Source organism: Agromyces sp. Root81 (assembly GCF_001429165.1).
Taxonomy (GTDB): Bacteria; Actinomycetota; Actinomycetes; order Actinomycetales; family Microbacteriaceae; genus Agromyces.
The window spans coordinates 487,984-504,568 of record NZ_LMIR01000004.1; the positions used below are offsets into that span (position 1 = coordinate 487,984).

Genomic DNA, 16,585 nt, shown 5'->3' on the forward strand with positions numbered 1-16,585 from the left:
ATGGCGCGCGTGCTCGTGATCGGCGGCGGCATCGCCGGGCTCTGGGCCGCCGTGAAGGCGACGGATGCCGGACACGCCGTCGAGCTCGTCACGAAGACCGAGCTCGCCGAGGGCAACACGCGCTACGCGCAGGGCGGCATCGCCGCTGCCCTCTTCCCCGACGACTCGGCCGAGCGCCACTTCGCCGACACGATCGAGGCGGGCGCCGGACTCGCCGATCTGGCCGCTGTGCGAGTGCTCGTCGACGAGGGCCCCGACCGGGTGCGCGACCTGATCCGCTTCGGGGTCGCGTTCGACCGGGGCGAGTCGGGACTCGAGCGCGGCCTCGAGGCCGCGCACTCGCGTGCGCGCATCCTGCACGCCGGCGGCGACGCCACCGGTGCCGCGATCGAGCACGCCCTCGTCGCCACCGTGCGGCGTCGCAAGGTCGAGATCGCCGAGCAGACGATGCTCGTCGACCTCCTGGTCGAGAGCGGCCGGGTCGTCGGGGCACTGCTGCTCGGGGCATCCGGACGCGTCGTCGAACGCCGCGCCGACGCGGTCGTGCTCGCGACCGGCGGCAGCGGGTGCCTCTTCCTGCATACGACGAACCCCGCCGTGGCGACGGGCGACGGCGTGGCCGCCGCATGGCGCGCCGGTGCGCGCGTGGCCGACCTCGAGTTCACCCAGTTCCACCCGACGGCGCTGGCCGCACCGGGCACGCCGCTCATCTCCGAGGCAGTGCGCGGCGAGGGCGCGGTGCTGCGCGACGCGAGCGGTCGCCGCTTCATGCTCGACGTCGACGGGCGAGGTGAACTCGCCCCGCGCGACGTCGTGGCGCGCGCAGTCTGGCGGCGATCGCTCGAGCAGGGCGGCTCACCCGTGCTGCTCGACGCAACGGCGATCGGCGGCACGGAGCTCGCCCGCCGCTTCCCGGGGCTCGACGCCGTCGTTCGCGCGGCCGGCCTCGACTGGGCTCGCGAACCGATTCCGGTGACGCCGGCAGCGCACTACGCCATGGGCGGCGTCGCCACCGACCTCGACGGGCGCACGAGCCTGCCCGGCCTCTCCGCGGTGGGCGAGGTCGCCCGCACCGGCGTGCACGGGGCGAACCGGTTGGCGTCCAACTCGCTGCTCGAGGCGGCGGTGTTCGCCGAGCGAGCGGTGCGGGCGATCACCGCTTCGGAACGTTCGGACCGGCACTCCGCGGCCGCCTCCCCCATGGCCGGCATGCCGCGCGGAGGTTCCGAAGCGCAGGGCACCACACCCGTCGAGCGCGACGAGCTCCGGGCGCTGATGTGGCGACGTGTCGGCCTCGAACGCGACGGGGCCGGGCTCGCCGAGGCATCCGCTCGGCTCGAAGCGTGGCACGCGCCCGAACCCGTCGACCGCCGCAGCGCGGAGGACCGCAACCTGCTCGACCTGGCACGGCTCACCGTGGCGGCGGCGCAGGCGCGGCGTACGAGCTGCGGGGCGCACTTCCGCACCGACGACCACGACGCCGCAACCGCGACCGACGCCACCACCTGGGAACACCCCACCCCGACCCCGCTCGAACGAGAGGCCGCCTGATGACCGACGCACGAGAGATCGACCGCATCGTCGGCGCCGCGCTCGACGAGGACGCCCCGTGGGGCGACCTGACCTCCGAGGTGCTGATCCCCGCCGGGGCGACCGCGACCGCCGTGCTCATGGCCCGCGAGCCGGGCGTGCTCAGCGGCATCGAGGTGTTCGCGGCGGCCTTCCGGCTCGTCGACCCGGCGATCGTCGTCGAGGCCCGAGCGGCCGACGGAGCGCCGTTCGAGTCCGGTGCGGTGCTCGCCCGGGTCAGCGGACCCGCACGCGGCATCCTGCGCGCCGAGCGTGTGGGCCTGAACCTCGTGCAGCGCATGTCGGGCATCGCGACGCTCACCTCCCGATTCGTCGCGGAGACGGCGGGCACCCGTGCGCGCATCGTCGACACCCGCAAGACCACGCCGGGCCTGCGCAGCCTCGAACGCCAGGCGGTGCGCGACGGCGGCGGGCGCAACCACCGCCGCTCACTCTCCGACGCGGTCATGGCGAAGGACAATCACCTCGCCGTGCTCACGGCGGGCGGCCACGACCTCGCGACCGCGCTCCGGGCGGCACGCGAGCGGATGCCGCACACGGCGCACCTCGAAGTCGAGGTCGACCGGCTCGACCAGGTCGAGGCGGTGCTCGCGGGCGGCGCAGACACGGTCATGCTCGACAACTTCACGGCCGACGGGCTCCGAGCGGGCGTCGAGCTCATCGCGGGGCGGGCGATCGTGGAGGCATCGGGCGGCGTCACGCTCGAGTCGGTGCGAGAGATCGCCGCGACCGGCGTCGACGTGATCTCGGTCGGCGCGCTCACCCACTCGGTGCGCTCGCTCGACCTCGGCCTCGACGTGGCGGTCGAGACGTGATCTTCCTCGATCACGCGGCCACCACGCCCGTGCGACGCGAGGCGCTCGAGGCGATGTGGCCGTACCTCTCGGGCTCCTTCGGCAACCCCTCGAGCCGCCACGCGCTCGGCGACGAGGCCGCCCGCGCACTCGCCGCCGCCCGCGCGACCGTTGCCGCGGTCATCGGCTGCCGCCCCGGCGACGTCGTCTTCACGAGCGGCGGCACCGAGGCCGACAACCTCGCGGTGAAGGGCCTCGCCATCGCGCACCCCCGCGGGCGCCATGTCGTCGTCTCGCCGATCGAGCACGAGGCGGTGCTCGAATCCGCGGACCACCTCGCCAGGGTGCACGGCTTCGAGGTCGGCGAGGTCGCCGTCGACGCGGGCGGCGTGGTCACGCCCGAGGCGCTCGCTCGCGTCATCCGCCCCGACACCGCCCTCGTGTCGGTGCAGCTCGCGAACAACGAGATCGGCACCGTGCAGCCGATCGCCGAGCTCGCCGCGGTGGCACGCGCTGCCGGAGCGCTCATGCACACCGACGCCGTGCAGGCGGCCGGCTGGCTGCCGCTCTCGCTCGACGACCTCGGCGTCGACGCCCTCTCGCTCGCCGGCCACAAGGTCGGCGCCCCGAAGGGCACCGGCGCGCTGATCGTACGAGGCCGGCTCCCCCTCGAACCGGTGCTGCACGGCGGCGGACAGGAGCGCGGACGCAGGTCGGGCACCGAGAACGTCGCGGGCGCGGTCGCGTTCGCCACCGCCCTGCGACTGGCCGAAGCCGATCGAGCGGATGCCGCGGCGCGCGTCGCGGCGCTGGGCTCCGGGTTCACCGCTGCGGTCGCCGGCACGGTGCCAGGCGCGCGCCCGACCGGCGACCCCGAGCACCGGCTGCCGGGCACGGTGTCGTTCGTCTTCCCCGGCACGAGCGGCGAGGCGGTGCTGCTCGAGCTCGAGCGCGACGGTGTCGTCTGCTCGAGCGGTTCGGCCTGCGCGGCGGGCAGCGACGAACCCTCGCACGTGCTCACTGCGATCGGCCTGCCCGCCGAACTCGCGCAGACCGCGGTGCGGTTCACGCTCGGCGCGGAGACGACGGCGGAAGAGCTGGCGGATGCCGCGGCATCCGTCGCTCGTGCCGTGTCGGCGGTACGCGGTATCGTGGCCGCATGAGCGATTCGACATCTGCTGCTGACAAGGCCAACGAGAAGCGCATCGAGAACGAGCTCGCTCCCGAGGAGCTCCTGCTCGAGGGCTGGCTCCCGCGGCCGACCCCGACCGACGGCCCGGCTCCGGCTCCGTAAACCGCCCCGCTTGACCGAATTTCCCAACCGACCGAAGCGCCTCCTGTGCGCTCGGTTTCATGCGTTCCGATCGATGTCGGAATCGGGGAATAGCGAGTCACCCGACGCGGGTTGACCAACGTATTCGACGCAATTCCCCGGGCGCAGTTCTGCGCTCACATCGATTGGACGCATCTTCCTTGACCGAACGCGCCGTTCCCGAACTCCGTGACCCCGTCGTCGCCCCTGCCGGCGACTCCACCATGCACGAGCACTCCGATGTCGAGGCGCTGCACGGCGCCCGCAACAACCGGGTGATCTGGCTCCTCCTCGCCGCCTCCTTCGTCGTCATCCTCAACGAGACGATCATGGGCGTGGCGATCCCGCACCTCGTCGTCGACCTCGACATCTCGATCTCCGCGGCGCAGTGGCTGACCACCGCGTTCATGCTGACGATGGCCGTCGTCATCCCGATCACCGGCTTCCTGCTGCAGCGCTTCGCCACCCGACCGATCTTCATCGCCGCGATGAGCCTCTTCTCGACGGGCACGCTCATCGCAGCCCTGGCGCCGGGCTTCGAGGTGCTCCTCGTCGCGCGCGTCGTGCAGGCCAGTGGCACGGCCATCATGATGCCGCTGCTCATGACGACGCTCATGACCCTGGTCGCACCCAGCGACCGCGGGCGACTCATGGGCCGCGTCGCGATCGTGATGTCGGTGGCCCCCGCGATCGGCCCGACCATCTCGGGCCTGATCCTGAACTCGCTCTCATGGCGGTTCATGTTCTGGCTCGTGCTGCCGATCGCGCTCGCGATGCTCGTCATCGGCATCCGCCGGGTCGAGAACGTCAGCGAGCCCCGCAAGATCCCCCTCGACGTGTTCTCGGTCGTACTGTCGGCCTTCGGCTTCGGCGGCCTCGTCTACGGGCTCAGCCTCATCGGGGCCGAGACCGCCGGCAGCAGCCTCGGCGCCGCGCCCATGTGGGTCGCCTTCGGCGTGGGGGCGATCTCGATCGCCGCGTTCATCTGGCGCCAGCTCATCCTGCAGAAGAAGGACCGTGCGCTGCTCGACCTGCGCACCTTCCTCTCGCGCAACTTCTCGATCTCGATCGGCCTCATGACGATCATGATGGCGGCCCTCTTCGGCACGATCATCCTGCTGCCGATCTACCTGCAGAACGTGCTGCACCTCGAACCGATCATGACCGGCCTGCTGCTGCTGCCGGGCGGCCTCACGATGGGCCTGCTCGGACCGACCGTCGGCCGTCTCTTCGACCGGCTCGGGCCGACCCCGCTCCTCGTACCCGGCGCGTTCGTCGTGAGCGGCGTGCTCTGGTCGCTCACGATGGTGACCGACACGACGTCGCCGTGGCTGCTCCTCGTCGCCCACATCGTGCTCTCGGCCGGCCTCGCGTTCATGTTCACGCCGCTGTTCACCTCGGCACTGGGCTCCGTCGACCCGAAGTTCTACTCGCACGGTTCGGCGATCGTCGGCACCGTGCAGCAGGTCGCCGGGGCGGCGGGCACCGCGCTCTTCGTGACGATCATGGCGACGCAGTCGCTGACCGCGACGACGGCAGGTGCAACGGCCGAGGCGGCGGCGGCATCCGGCATCCGCTCCGCGTTCATGGTCGGGGCGATCCTCTCGCTGTTCGCGATCGTGGGCGCGTTCTTCGTGCGCAAGCCCGCCGACATGATGGACGGCGCGCCGATGGCGCACTGACGCGGACGCACCGACCGGTGCATCGCGGTCGAACGAAGGGGCCCGGCATTCGCCGGGCCCCTTCGTCGTACCTCCGTCGTCGCCGCGGCGTACCGACGTCAGCCGCAGTTCGGGCGGCAGCTGCGCTGCGAGAGCGCGTCGACGAGCACCGTCCCGAGATCCTCGGGCTTCGAGGCCGAGTACGCGGCACCCTTGGTCGCCTGGGCGATGCGCTGCATCGCGGCGAGGTCGGTGTCGGGACCGAAGCCGATCATGATGACGGGCACGGGCTTCGAGGGGTCGTCGATCTTCGCGAGCTCGGCGAGCAGGGTATCCAGGTCGATGCCGTTCTCGTCCTCGTTCTTGCCGTCGGTGAACAGCAGCACCGAGTTGACCTTCTCGGGGTCGTACGTCTCCCGCACGCGCTGCACGGCCGCGAGCGTGGTGTCGTAGAGGCCGGTCGCCCCGCCGAGACGGGCAGGCAGCGACTGGATGATGCCGGCGATCTCCTGCGTGTGTGCGGCGTCGGCGAGCGGCGCGATCGGCGACAGGTCCTCGTAGTCGAGTTCGCCGTTGCGGGCGGTCGAGAAGACCCACACGCCGAGTTCGACCTCGCCCGAGAACTTCTGCATCGCGCCGACCGCGGCCTGCTGGAAGATGTCGATGCGGCGCAGCCCGTTCTCGGCCGGCTCCTCCATCGAGCCCGACACGTCGATCACGGCGAGCATGCGCGAGCGCAGCGTCAGCACGGACCAGGCACGCAGGATCTCGAGCTGCGCGGCCCCGTCGAGCGCCGCCGTCGCCGACGGCGCTTCCGTGCCGAGGCCCGGGATGTCGAGCTCGCCCGTGCCGTCTGGGGCACGGAATCCCGCGGCGGCCAGTTTCTTCGTGCTCTTCCGAACCGCGGTCTCGAATGCGTCGAGCAACTCCGCACGCGTCGCAGCACCCGCGTCGGCGGTGTCGGCCGAGCCGGTACCGGCCGCGGCATCCGACGCCGTCATGCGGACGAACGGGTAGTCGAGCGAGACCGTGCCGTCGACGGGATACGCGGCGACGAGGGTCTCTGCGGGCCCGTCGGAGTTGTACGCGGCGACCTGCGCCTCGCTCGTGACGACGACGGCGGGCTGGTCGGCGGCACTGACGGCGCCGAACGCGGCGCTCGTCGAGGCGGGGATGGACTTGCCGAGCTCGATCATGGCGCCCGCGAACTGGCGCGGGTCGTCGGGCGACGAGTGCCCGCGCAGGGCGAGCAGACCGGCGAGGCTCGCAGCGGATGCCTCGGGGTCGGGCAGGATCGTCGGCAGCGTGCCGCCGAGCACACGTGCCCAGCTCACGGGTTCGGTCGCGAGCTCGGTGGCCTTCGTCGCGGCACCGGCGAACACGACCGGCGATGACGCGATCGACTCGCGCACCTCGACCTCGGGCGCCGATTGGCCGAGCGAGGCGGCGGTCGCGTTCATGCGGTCGAGCCAGACGCTCGATTCGGGCACCCAGGCGTCAGCCTCCGCCCCGCCCGAGGCGACGACCGCTGCGGTGTCGGCCGAGTCCTGGGCCGTGATCTCGGTCGAGACGCACAGCTCGGAGTTCTCGTCGAACTTCTCGGCGATCTTCGTGAGCGCGGGCGCGATCGACGTGTCGGCGACGATGGCGAGCTCTTCGGTCTGCGCGCAGCCCGAGTCGGCTGACGCGAAGATGGGGTTCAGGTAGCCGCCGACCCAAAGGAAGACGCCGGAGGAAACGACTCCGACGACGACGACTGCACCGATGATGGACAGGATGAGTTTGCGGCCCGGCTTCTTCGCCGATGCCGCGACACTGTGACGTCCCACGGAAACTCCAAGCCGACGGGAGTGGGCCCCGTCGAATCCTCAGTTCGGGTTCCCCCAGATGGGGAAGGATTTGGTTCAGTGTAAGCGACGACTCCCGAGACGCGAACTTCACTCGAATTCGACGAGGGGTCGGCCCGGTCTCCGCCGGGCTATGGTCGGAGGCATGGATGCCGCATCGCCGCAGCTGATCCCCGCCGGAACCGTCTTCACGCCGCAGGAGATCACCCACTACGCAGGCAAGAGCGAACTGAGCCTCGACGAGGCGATCGCCCGGGCCGACGTCCTCGTCACCGCACCGCACGCGGGTGCCGCGATCCCCGAGGAACTCGCATCGTTCCTCGCGCCCGAGTTCACCCGGCGCCTGCAGTTCGACTACACCGATTGCTCGACGAGCCCGGTCGTGCGGCGCTGGGCGGAGATCGACCCGCGCATCGTCGTCGTCGAGAACCCGCATCCGCGCATGGTGCGCGACCCCAACCGCGAGAAGCCCGCCGATCTCGCGGCGACGCTCGCCGAGGCGTTCGATCGCGTGCGCGCCGCCGGGGCGTGGAACCGGGTCGACCTCACCGGCGTCGACGCGATCCGCCCGGTCACCTTCTCGTTCTTCCCGTTGCTGCGCGTGCCGCAGTCCGCCGCCGAGCTGCACGAGCTCGTCGAGCGGTTCTCGGCCGTCGCCGAGCAGGGTCTCGGCGTCTACGAGCGCACGAGGGACGCGCTCCTCGAGCGCTTCCAGCAGCAGGCGTTCGCTCTCGCCGCACCCGGGTCGCCGACGGCCTTCACGATGCTCGCATTCCACGACACGATGAACCGCACCACCACGCGCGACGGGGCGATCGCGGTCGAGCGCGCTCTCGAGGACCGACTGCCCGACGTCGTCGCCCTCTCGAATCGCGGCGACCACCGCGGCGACCCGATCGGCGACTCCCCCGTCACGATGGAGCCTCGGCTGTTGCGCCGACTCGCCGACTCGGCACGCCGCGCCTTCGAGGTGGATTCGCCCGACGCGGTCGCCCCCAACCGGCCCTACCTCGGCAGCTACGAGATCATCGCCGCCGGGCGGCGCTTCCGCGAGCTCGGCGGGCGAGCGGATGCCGCGGGCGTCGTGCTCTCGGCCGTGCAGGCGGAGTTCCGGCGCGAGTTCCTGCTCGGCGAGGCGAACACACGCGTGCTCAGTCGGCCCGGCACCGGCTGGATCGAGCCCGACGCCGATCGTGTCGACGCCCTGGCCCACGCGTGCAAGGCGATGTTCGACGGCGTGCGCACGCGCCTCGTTGCGCCGGAAGCCTGACGCGGGGACGCGGCATCCGTCGCCAAGCGACCTCGATTCCTTGGCACCCGGGCGCGGGTGGTGCGAGCATGGATCCGAACCGTTCGGGTCGCGATCCGCGGGCCGGCGGCGGTTCGATGGGCGCACGACATGGAGCACTTCACCAATCGGGCGGACGCCGGTCGTCGGCTCGCCGCGGCACTCGAGAGCGTCGACCTCGAGCGACCGGTGGTGCTCGGCCTGCCGCGCGGCGGCGTCCCCGTCGCCGCCCCGGTTGCGAGGGCGCTCGGGGCACCACTCGATGTGCTCGTGGTGCGCAAGCTCGGGGTGCCAGGTCAGCCCGAGGTGGCGATGGGCGCCATCGGCGAGCAGGGCGCGCGCGTGCTGAACGACGACATCGTCGATGCCGCCTACGTCTCCCCGGGCGAGCTGCGCGAGATCGAGCGAATCGAGCGCGCAGAACTCGAAGCGAGGGTCGCCCGCTTCCGCGGCGGTGCACCGCCGGTGCCGCTCGAGGGACGCACAGCGCTCATCGTCGACGATGGGGTCGCGACCGGCGCGACAGCGCGCGTGGCCGCGCACGTCGCGAAGGCGCGCGGGGCCGACCGGGTCGTGCTCGCGATGCCCGTCGGCGCCCCCGATGCCCTCGGCTCGCTCGCGGCCGACCCCGCGATCGACGAGATCGTCTGCCTGTCCGCGCCGCGCGGCTTCATGGCGGTCGGCATGCACTACCTCGATTTCGCGCAGACCACCGACCTGCAGGTCGCCGAACTGCTCGCGGCTGCGCGAGCCGGCGGCTGACCGAGCCCCACTTCAGCTCGCAGTGCCGCGCACGCCGACGACGATCGTGGCGTCGGCCTCGTCGTCGTGCACGATGCGCGCGTCGAGCCCGCCCGCCTCGAAGAACGCCACGGCGACGGGCGCTTGACGCTCGCTCGTCTCGATCAGCAGCGCACCGCCGGGGGCGAGCCACGAGCGAGCGGATGCCGCGACCCGCCGGTGCACGTCGAGCCCGTCTCCCCCGCCGTCGAGCGCCATGCGCGCCTCGTGGTCGCGCGCCTCGGGCGGCATCATGGCGATCGCGTCGCTCGGCACGTATGGCGCGTTCACGGCGAGCACGTCGATGCGCCCGCGGAGCTCTGCGGGCAGCGCGTCGTAGAGGTCGCCCTCGTAGACGAGGCCGCCGAGCGGTTCGAGGTTCAGGCGCGCCGCCTGCACGGCGACGGGGTCGAGGTCGGCCGCGACGAGGCGCAGCGGCCCGGCGGCATCCGCGATCGCCGCGCCGATGGCGCCGGCGCCGCAGCAGAGGTCGACGACGACCGGAGTGCGCAGGGCATCACCCGGTGCGGTGTCGGCGGCACGCGCGGCGAGGCGCGCCGCCTCGGCCGCGAGGAACTCGGTGCGGCGGCGCGGCACGAAGACGCCCGGCAGCACCCGGATGCGGCGGCCCGCGAACTCGGCCCAGCCGAGCACCTGCTCGAGCGGCTCGCCTTCGATCCGGCGCTCGATGAGTGCCTCGAGTTCGCCCGCTTCCGCCCCCGTCTCGAGCAGCAGCGCCGCCTCGTCTTCGGCGAACACGCACCCGGCCGCCCGGAGGCGAGTCACGATCTCTGTCTCAATCAGCATCATTCGAAGCGTAGCGGCGGTGATGCTAGAGTCCTCGACATGACTTCGTCGATCCAGAACTGGTGGCCCGCCTCTTAGGCGGCCACGCGTTTCGACGTACTGACGACCGCCCGAGGGCGGTCGTTTCGCGTTTGCGGAGGGCCCGACCGAGGGCCCGACCGGAGAACCCCATGACGCGACTGCTCGCCGCACTGCTCGACACCGCCGATCCCGCGCCCTTCGCCGTCGTGCGCCGGGAGCACGAGCCGACGCTCGACGTGCTCGTCGGCGACGTCGTCGACGTCGACCGCCTCGCCGACATCCCGCTCGACGGGGCCGAGGTGCTCGCCCTCGTGCCGTTCCGGCAGGTGCGCGAGCGCGGCTTCGTCGCCCACGACGACGGGGCGCCGCTGCGCTGCCTCGTCGTGCGCGAGCGGGAGACGATCGGACTCGACGAGGCGATCGGCCTCCTGCCGGAGCATCCGCTCGCCGTCGACGACCTCGACGTCGACGTCAGCGACGCCGACTACGCCGCTCGCGTGCGCCGGGTGATCGAGGAGGAGATCGGGCGCGGCGAGGGGGCGAACTTCGTGATCCGCCGGGAGTTCACGGGGCGCATCGAGGCATCCGCTGCGCACGCCGTGCTCGGCTGGCTGCGCGCGCTGCTCGAGCACGAGGCCGGCGCCTACTGGACGTTCGCGGTGCACACGCCCGGCCTCTCCGCGGTCGGTGCCACGCCCGAGCGGCACGTCTCGTCGATCGGCGGGGTCGTGTCGATGAATCCGATCAGCGGGACGTTCCGGCACCTCGCGGGACCGCCCGCCGACGACGAGCTGATCGCCTTCCTCGGCGACGTCAAGGAACGCGAGGAGCTCGTGATGGTCGTCGACGAGGAGCTCAAGATGATGAGCGCGGTCTGCCCCGACGGCGGACGCATCCGCGGGCCGTTCCTGAAGCGGATGTCGCGGCTCACGCACACCGAGTACCTCCTCGAGGGGCGCAGCGACCTCGACCCCCGCGAGGTGCTGCGGCGCACCATGTTCGCACCGACCGTGACGGGCTCGCCGATGGGCAACGCCTGCACGGTGATCGCGCGCCACGAGTCGACGGCTCGCGGCTACTACGCGGGCGTGCTCGCGCGGTTCACGCCCACCGCAGGCGGCTACGACCTCGATGCGCCGATCCTCATCCGCACGGCCTACGTCGACGGCGACGGCCGGGTGCGAGTGCCGGTGGGGGCGACGCTCGTGCGGCACTCCGACCCGCTCGGCGAGGTCGCGGAGACGCACGCGAAGGCCGCAGGGGTGCTCACCGCGCTCGGGGCGATCCCCCGCGCGAGCGTGACCGGGGCACGGGGCACGAATCCCCCGCCTGTCGCCGGCGGTGACGCACGCGGGGCCGACCGCATCGCCACGCTCCTCGACTCGCGCAACGACCACCTCGCGAGCTTCTGGAGCACCCCGCAGGCCGCACACCCCTCGCGCGGCGCGACCGCGCTCGTCATCGACGCGGGCGACGACTTCACCACGATGCTCGCCCACCAGCTGCGGCACCTCGGCGTCGCCGCGCGGGTCGTGCCGTGGAACGAGGCGGTGCCCGAGGCATCCGACGACCTCGTGGTCTTCGGCCCCGGGCCGGGCGACCCGCGGAATGAGACCGACCCTCGCATCGCCCGGCTGCGCGAGCTGATGGTCGAGCGGCTCCAGAGCGGTGCGCCGCTGCTCGCCGTGTGCCTCAGCCACCAGGTGCTCGCGACGGTCGCCGGGCTGCCGATCACGCCGCTGCCTACGCCGCGGCAGGGCGTGCAGCTCGACGTCGACCTCTTCGGGGAGCCGGCGTCGATCGGCTTCTACAACACCTTCAGCGCGACGGCCGCCGATCGCTCGATCACGCCGCGACTCGGCCTCGAGGTGGCGTCGGATGCCGCGACGGGCGTGGTGCACGCGCTCCGCGGGCCGTGTGTGGCGTCGGTGCAGGGGCACCTCGAGTCGGTGCTCTCACCCGACGGGCTCACGACGCTGTCGCGGCTGCTCGACGGGCTGCTCGTTCCCGAGGAGGACCTCACAACGTACGGAGTGCGTTCGCGGACACCACGGTGACGATGACGAGCATGCTGAGCACGGGCGGCCCGACGAGCACGCAGATGCCGCCGACCAGTCCGGTGAGTGCTGGACGCCGACCACCGAGTACTCGGGCCCGGCTCAGCCCGATGCCCCCGAACACGATCGCGAGGATCGACAGCACGAGCGCCGGCACCATGCCGATCCACACCATCAGGATGCCGATCGACTGGAGTTGCGGATTCGGCATGGCGGTCAGGGCGACCGGTGCGACCCAGAAGACGATGCCGACGCCGAGCGCCCAGAAGAAAGCCCTCCGGGCCCGGTCCGCGAACGCATTGCCGCTTCCCTTCCCGGCCGGCGCTGAGAACGTGGCGGCCTGTACCCGATCGGCGACGAACCGCTCGCCCCATCGCTCGACCGGCTTCGGCCGGAACTCCGTGTCGGACCAGCTCGCGCCGTCCCACCAGCGGAGGAGGTCGGCGGCCTCCGGGTCCTCGTACCACCCCGGCACCGCAGATGCCTGAACTTCGCCGGTCATGCGTCCCCTCTCGTGAGCTGACGCGAGCCTATCGGGCCGGATGATCCCGCACTGCGGCGAGTTCCGCAAGGCATTGCCAAGTATGATCTCGGCGCGATGTGCTGGCATGACCGACCTGAGGAGGCGGATCACCGTGGAAACCAGCACCATTGTCTGGATCATCATCGGCATCATCGTGGTCGTCGCGATCATCGTCGCCATCGTCATGGCGACGGACAAGCGGCGCCGCATCGCCCGTGTCGAGGCCGACCGGCGGAGGGCCGCCGACCTTCGGCAGAGCGCGGCGGAGACGGAAGCCGCGGCACGCCAGCGCGAAGCGGATGCCGCCCGAGCAACGGCCGATGCGAAGCAGGCCGAAGCAGCGGCCGCACAGGCCCGGCTCGATTCCGACCGCCTCATCCGCGAGAGCACCGACCACCGCTCCGATGCGGCCGGCCTGCACTCCGAGGCCGACGATCGACTGAGGAAGGCCGACACGCTCGATCCCGATGTCGACACCGCGCCCGAGACCGAGGTCGAGACCGGCGGCACGGGCCGGCACGGGGCGACGCCCTCGACCTGACACGGACTCGAATCCAGGAGTACGAGCCGAGCGCGATGACCGCGTCGAGGGTCTCGTCGTCGAGACGGCGGTCGGCGTAGATCACGCGCTGGAGATGCGTCGTGCCGCCGGGCGTCGACGGGGTGAGGCCCGGGTCTCGTCGATCATCGCCCCCGAGTGTCGCATCGGCGGCCGACACTCAGTCGTCGGTGACGTGACCGGCCTCCACGTTCCAGCGGCGGTCGAGACGCACATGCTCGAGCATGCGGCGGTCGTGCGTGACCAGCAGCAGGGTGCCGTCGTACGAGTCGAGCGCCTCTTCGAGCTGCTCGATCGCGGCGAGGTCGAGGTGGTTCGTCGGCTCGTCGAGCACGAGCACGTTGACACCGCGCGCCTGCAGCAGCGCGAGGCCGGCGCGGGTGCGTTCGCCCGGCGAGAGCGCGTCGACCGGGCGCAGCACGTGATCGGCCTTCAGCCCGAACTTCGCGAGCAGGGTGCGCACCTCGCCCGCCGAGTACTCGGGCACGAGGGCTTCGAACGCGTCGGCGAGCGGCGCTTCGCCCGTGAGCTGGGTGCGGGCCTGGTCGATCTCCCCGATGGCGACGGATGCCCCGAGGCTCGCCGTGCCCGCATCGGCAGCACGCCGGCCGAGCAGGAGGGCGAGCAGCGTCGACTTGCCGGCGCCGTTCGGGCCGGTGATGCCGATGCGCTCCCCCGCGTCGACCTGCAGCGAGACCGGGCCGAGCGTGAAGTCGCCCTGCCGCACCACTGCTTCGTTGAGCGTCGAGACGACCGAGCTCGAGCGGGGCGCCTGTCCGATCGTGAACTCGAGCTGCCATTCCTTGCGCGGCTCCTCGACCTCGTCGAGACGCGCGATGCGGCTCTCCATCTGCCGCACCTTCTGCGCCTGCTTCTCGCTCGACTCGGTCGCGGCCTTGCGCCGGATCTTGTCATTGTCGGGCGACTTCTTCATCGCGTTGCGCACGCCCTGGCTCGACCACTCGCGCTGCGTGCGCGCCCGGGAGACGAGGTCGGCCTTCTTCGCCGCGAACTCCTCGTAGTCGTCGCGCTGCTGGCGTCGGGCGGTCGCGCGCTCCTCGAGGTAGGCGTCGTAGCCGCCGCCGTAGATGCGGTTCGAGTGCTGGGCCAGGTCGAGCTCGAGCACACGGGTGACGGAGCGGGCGAGGAACTCGCGATCGTGGCTGACGAGCACGACACCGCCGCGGATGCCGCGGACGAACGCCTCGAGCCGCTCGAGCCCGTCGAGGTCGAGGTCGTTCGTGGGCTCGTCGAGCAGCACGATGTCGAAGCGGGAGCAGAGCAGGGCCGCGAGGCCGACCCGGGCGGCCTGACCGCCCGAGAGCGAGGTCATCAACGAATCGGCCGAGAGGTGGGCGTCGCCGCCGCCGAGGCTGAGCCCGAGGTCGGCGAGCACGGCGGGCAGCCGCTCGTCGAGGTCGGCGGCGCCCGAGGCGAGCCACCGCTCGAGGGCCACCGAGTACTCGTCGGCTGGGTCGGGGGCGCCGGGCGCCGGAGCATCCGTCGACCCGAGCGCAAGCGCTGCCGCATCGAGACGAGCGGATGCCTCGGCTGCGCCGGTGCGCCGCGCGACGTAGGCGGCGATGGTCTCGCCCGCGACCCGCTCGTGCTCCTGCGGCAGCCAGCCGACGAAGGCGTCGGCCGGCGAGAGGTGCACGGAGCCGGCCTGCGGTTCGAGTTCTCCTGCGAGGATGCGGAGCAGCGTCGACTTGCCGGCGCCGTTGACGCCGACGATGCCGACGACATCGCCCGGGGCGACCGTGAGGTCGAGGCCGTCGAAGAGTGTGCGGTGGGCGTAGCCACCGGCGAGGCCTTGGGCCACGAGTGTTGCAGTCACCGGTCAACCCTAGTCAGGGGCTGCTGTGGGTTTCATCGTCGCCAGCGGTACGGCGTCGTCGTCGAGACCCTGATGAGTCCGGACCGTTCGAGGATCGGCCGCGAGAACTCCGTGGAGTCGGAGTTGATGAGCCGCTTGCCCATGGCGATCGCCGACTTCGCGCGTGCCGCGGTCAGCGCCCGATAGATGCCGCGGCCGCGCCATTCCTCCCGGGTCGCACCGCCCCAGATGCCCGCGAACTCGGTGTCGGGCACGGGTTCGAGCCGGCCTGCACTGACGATGTCGCCGTCGGCCTCGGCGACCCAGAGCTCCATGCCGTCACCGCGCGCGAGGCGGGCGAGCACCGCATCGGACGTCGCATCGGAGAACTCATCTCCGAACACCTCGCCCTGCATGCGGCACATGGCGCGGACATCGGGTTCCTCGGTCACTCGTCGCACCGAGACGCCCGCGGGCAGTTGCACGTCCGCGAGGAGTGCACTCGCCTCGCCGATCATGATCGACTCGACGTCGTCGGCCTCGAAGCCATTGGCCAAGAGTGTGCCGTGAAGGCCGGGCGCGGCATCGTGACCGCGGCTCTTCCACTCCACTCGCGTGATCTCGGGATCGGCGAGGAAGTGGGCGAGCGCACCGACGACGAGGCCCGCGATCTCGGTCGCGGTCGCGCCGTCGAGGTCGCGGTAGGTCACGAATCCGCGGCCTCCCGCGAACGTGACCAGGCGCAGCGGGCCGAGCCGCTCGACGCCGATCGCACTCGGCGTCTCGGCGTCGGTGCGGAGTTGGTCGTCGTAGGCGCGCAGCAGCTCGTCGGCGAGGGTCATGGCCCCCATACTGGGGGTACAGGGCGGCAGGCTGCAACGTCGCGAGGATTGCTCGCGCAACTCCGCGCTGCGCAGCGGACCCGAGAGGCCACTGCGCTCAGCGTGCCGCCTGCCACTCCTCGGCGAGCATCGCGTAGGTGAAGCCGTCGACCCATCCGAGCTCGGCATGCCAGGCGTCGCGCACGCCGTGCCCTTCGCGCCGCATGCCGAGCTTCTCCATCACACGCCACGAGGCGATGTTGTCGGCGAAGCAGCCGGCTGTGACCCGGTGCACGCCGAGTTCGCCGAAGGCGAGGTCGAGCAACGCGCGCGCGATCTCGGTTGCATAACCGTTTCCCGCGTGGGCCGGATCGAGCACATACCCGAGGCCCGCCTCGGATCGGCGCCATGGGCCGTCGTCGACGTGCGACTGCCCCATGGCGTCGGTGATCCAGAGCGCGCCGGTGCCGATCACCTCGTCGCCGAGGACGGCGACGACGGAATGATCGTACGGGTCGTCGTCGTCGAGCCAGACCTTGCGGAACGCCTCGGGCTCGACCTCGGTACGCAGCAGCCATCGTGTGACGTCGGGGCTGTTGCGCCACTCGAGGACCTGGTCGAGATCGGTGTTCGAGGGCTCGCGGAGGACCAACGGCCCGGCTGAGCGCGGCCACTGCACGTCTGGCGTCGTCATACCCTCCTGCTTAGC

15 protein-coding genes are annotated in these 16,585 nt (G+C 71.9%); 9 read left to right on the plus strand and 6 right to left on the minus strand.

The annotated features are described in order from the left end of the window. The 5 genes from nadB to ASE14_RS19095 all read left to right on the plus strand — a co-directional run bounded on the left by nadB (position 1) and on the right by ASE14_RS19095 (position 5,378). Positions 1-1,551: an L-aspartate oxidase gene (gene nadB / locus ASE14_RS19080; RefSeq protein WP_056658821.1), complete on the plus strand. Its 1,551-nt coding sequence runs from the start codon at positions 1-3 to the stop codon at positions 1,549-1,551. Next, on the plus strand, positions 1,551-2,405 hold the full coding sequence (gene nadC, locus ASE14_RS19085; protein ID WP_056658824.1) for a carboxylating nicotinate-nucleotide diphosphorylase: 855 nt from the start codon (positions 1,551-1,553) through the stop codon (positions 2,403-2,405). Before nadB ends, nadC begins: the two co-directional genes overlap by 1 nt. Then, a complete protein-coding gene (locus ASE14_RS19090; RefSeq protein WP_056658827.1) occupies positions 2,402-3,547 on the plus strand; it encodes a cysteine desulfurase family protein in 1,146 nt (381 codons plus the stop codon). Before nadC ends, ASE14_RS19090 begins: the two co-directional genes overlap by 4 nt. Then, entirely contained in the window at positions 3,544-3,678 is a 135-nt protein-coding gene (locus ASE14_RS21365; RefSeq protein WP_255356112.1) for a hypothetical protein, read from the plus strand. Before ASE14_RS19090 ends, ASE14_RS21365 begins: the two co-directional genes overlap by 4 nt. Positions 3,679-3,920: 242 nt before the next feature. Beyond that, on the plus strand, positions 3,921-5,378 hold the full coding sequence (locus ASE14_RS19095; RefSeq protein ID WP_056659361.1) for a DHA2 family efflux MFS transporter permease subunit: 1,458 nt from the start codon (positions 3,921-3,923) through the stop codon (positions 5,376-5,378). A gap of 98 nt (positions 5,379-5,476) precedes the next feature. Here ASE14_RS19095 and ASE14_RS19100 read toward each other — a convergent pair whose 3' ends face one another. Beyond that, positions 5,477-7,186, minus strand: a complete 1,710-nt coding sequence (locus ASE14_RS19100; RefSeq protein ID WP_056658830.1) for a VWA domain-containing protein — start codon at positions 7,184-7,186, stop codon at positions 5,477-5,479. Between the two features lie 163 nt (positions 7,187-7,349). Here ASE14_RS19100 and ASE14_RS19105 point away from each other — a divergent pair, with 163 nt between their 5' ends. Together ASE14_RS19105 and ASE14_RS19110 are read left to right on the plus strand one after the other, a co-directional pair. Further along, positions 7,350-8,474: an N-formylglutamate amidohydrolase gene (locus ASE14_RS19105; RefSeq protein ID WP_056659364.1), complete on the plus strand. Its 1,125-nt coding sequence runs from the start codon at positions 7,350-7,352 to the stop codon at positions 8,472-8,474. A 129-nt stretch (positions 8,475-8,603) separates the two neighbouring features. Next, positions 8,604-9,254 (plus strand): phosphoribosyltransferase, encoded by a 651-nt coding sequence (locus ASE14_RS19110; protein ID WP_056659368.1) that lies wholly within the window; start codon positions 8,604-8,606, stop codon positions 9,252-9,254. Positions 9,255-9,266: 12 nt separating this feature from the next. Here ASE14_RS19110 and ASE14_RS19115 read toward each other — a convergent pair whose 3' ends face one another. Continuing rightward, positions 9,267-10,079 carry a putative protein N(5)-glutamine methyltransferase gene (locus tag ASE14_RS19115; RefSeq protein WP_235511489.1) on the minus strand — a complete coding sequence of 271 codons (813 nt, stop codon included), beginning with the start codon at positions 10,077-10,079 and terminating at the stop codon, positions 9,267-9,269. A gap of 170 nt (positions 10,080-10,249) precedes the next feature. On the opposite strand from ASE14_RS19115, the gene ASE14_RS19120 reads away from it, so the two are divergent. After that, positions 10,250-12,157 carry an anthranilate synthase family protein gene (locus ASE14_RS19120; RefSeq protein WP_056658836.1) on the plus strand — a complete coding sequence of 636 codons (1,908 nt, stop codon included), beginning with the start codon at positions 10,250-10,252 and terminating at the stop codon, positions 12,155-12,157. Here ASE14_RS19120 and ASE14_RS19125 read toward each other — a convergent pair. Then, on the minus strand, positions 12,120-12,659 hold the full coding sequence (locus ASE14_RS19125) for a DUF2510 domain-containing protein (protein ID WP_056658839.1): 540 nt from the start codon (positions 12,657-12,659) through the stop codon (positions 12,120-12,122). The genes ASE14_RS19120 and ASE14_RS19125 overlap by 38 nt on opposite strands. A gap of 133 nt (positions 12,660-12,792) precedes the next feature. Between ASE14_RS19125 and ASE14_RS19130 the strand changes: the two genes are divergently transcribed. Beyond that, complete coding sequence (locus tag ASE14_RS19130) at positions 12,793-13,221, plus strand: hypothetical protein (RefSeq protein ID WP_157373094.1); 429 nt, start codon at positions 12,793-12,795, stop codon at positions 13,219-13,221. Between the two features lie 178 nt (positions 13,222-13,399). Here ASE14_RS19130 and ASE14_RS19135 read toward each other — a convergent pair whose 3' ends face one another. The 3 genes from ASE14_RS19135 to ASE14_RS19145 form a co-directional block, all read right to left on the minus strand. After that, positions 13,400-15,076 carry an ABC-F family ATP-binding cassette domain-containing protein gene (locus ASE14_RS19135; RefSeq protein WP_056658845.1) on the minus strand — a complete coding sequence of 559 codons (1,677 nt, stop codon included), beginning with the start codon at positions 15,074-15,076 and terminating at the stop codon, positions 13,400-13,402. Positions 15,077-15,108: 32 nt separating this feature from the next. Then, positions 15,109-15,897, minus strand: a complete 789-nt coding sequence (locus ASE14_RS19140; protein WP_056659371.1) for a GNAT family N-acetyltransferase — start codon at positions 15,895-15,897, stop codon at positions 15,109-15,111. Between the two features lie 97 nt (positions 15,898-15,994). Then, positions 15,995-16,570, minus strand: coding sequence for a GNAT family N-acetyltransferase (locus ASE14_RS19145; protein WP_056658848.1), 576 nt, complete (start codon positions 16,568-16,570; stop codon positions 15,995-15,997). Positions 16,571-16,585: the final 15 nt, after the last annotated feature.

What these genes read in the sequence shown, in the direction of transcription:
- nadB (WP_056658821.1), top strand. Translation starts at nt 1, where the DNA reads ATGGCGCGCGTGCTCGTGATCGGCGGCGGCATCGCCGGGCTCTGGGCC.
- nadC (WP_056658824.1), top strand. Translation starts at nt 1,551, where the DNA reads ATGACCGACGCACGAGAGATCGACCGCATCGTCGGCGCCGCGCTCGAC.
- ASE14_RS21365 (WP_255356112.1), top strand. Translation starts at nt 3,544, where the DNA reads ATGAGCGATTCGACATCTGCTGCTGACAAGGCCAACGAGAAGCGCATC.
- ASE14_RS19095 (WP_056659361.1), top strand. Translation starts at nt 3,921, where the DNA reads ATGCACGAGCACTCCGATGTCGAGGCGCTGCACGGCGCCCGCAACAAC.
- ASE14_RS19105 (WP_056659364.1), top strand. Translation starts at nt 7,350, where the DNA reads ATGGATGCCGCATCGCCGCAGCTGATCCCCGCCGGAACCGTCTTCACG.
- ASE14_RS19110 (WP_056659368.1), top strand. Translation starts at nt 8,604, where the DNA reads ATGGAGCACTTCACCAATCGGGCGGACGCCGGTCGTCGGCTCGCCGCG.
- ASE14_RS19115 (WP_235511489.1), bottom strand. Translation starts at nt 10,079, where the DNA reads ATGCTGATTGAGACAGAGATCGTGACTCGCCTCCGGGCGGCCGGGTGC.
- ASE14_RS19120 (WP_056658836.1), top strand. Translation starts at nt 10,250, where the DNA reads ATGACGCGACTGCTCGCCGCACTGCTCGACACCGCCGATCCCGCGCCC.
- ASE14_RS19125 (WP_056658839.1), bottom strand. Translation starts at nt 12,659, where the DNA reads ATGACCGGCGAAGTTCAGGCATCTGCGGTGCCGGGGTGGTACGAGGAC.
- ASE14_RS19140 (WP_056659371.1), bottom strand. Translation starts at nt 15,897, where the DNA reads ATGACCCTCGCCGACGAGCTGCTGCGCGCCTACGACGACCAACTCCGC.
- ASE14_RS19145 (WP_056658848.1), bottom strand. Translation starts at nt 16,570, where the DNA reads ATGACGACGCCAGACGTGCAGTGGCCGCGCTCAGCCGGGCCGTTGGTC.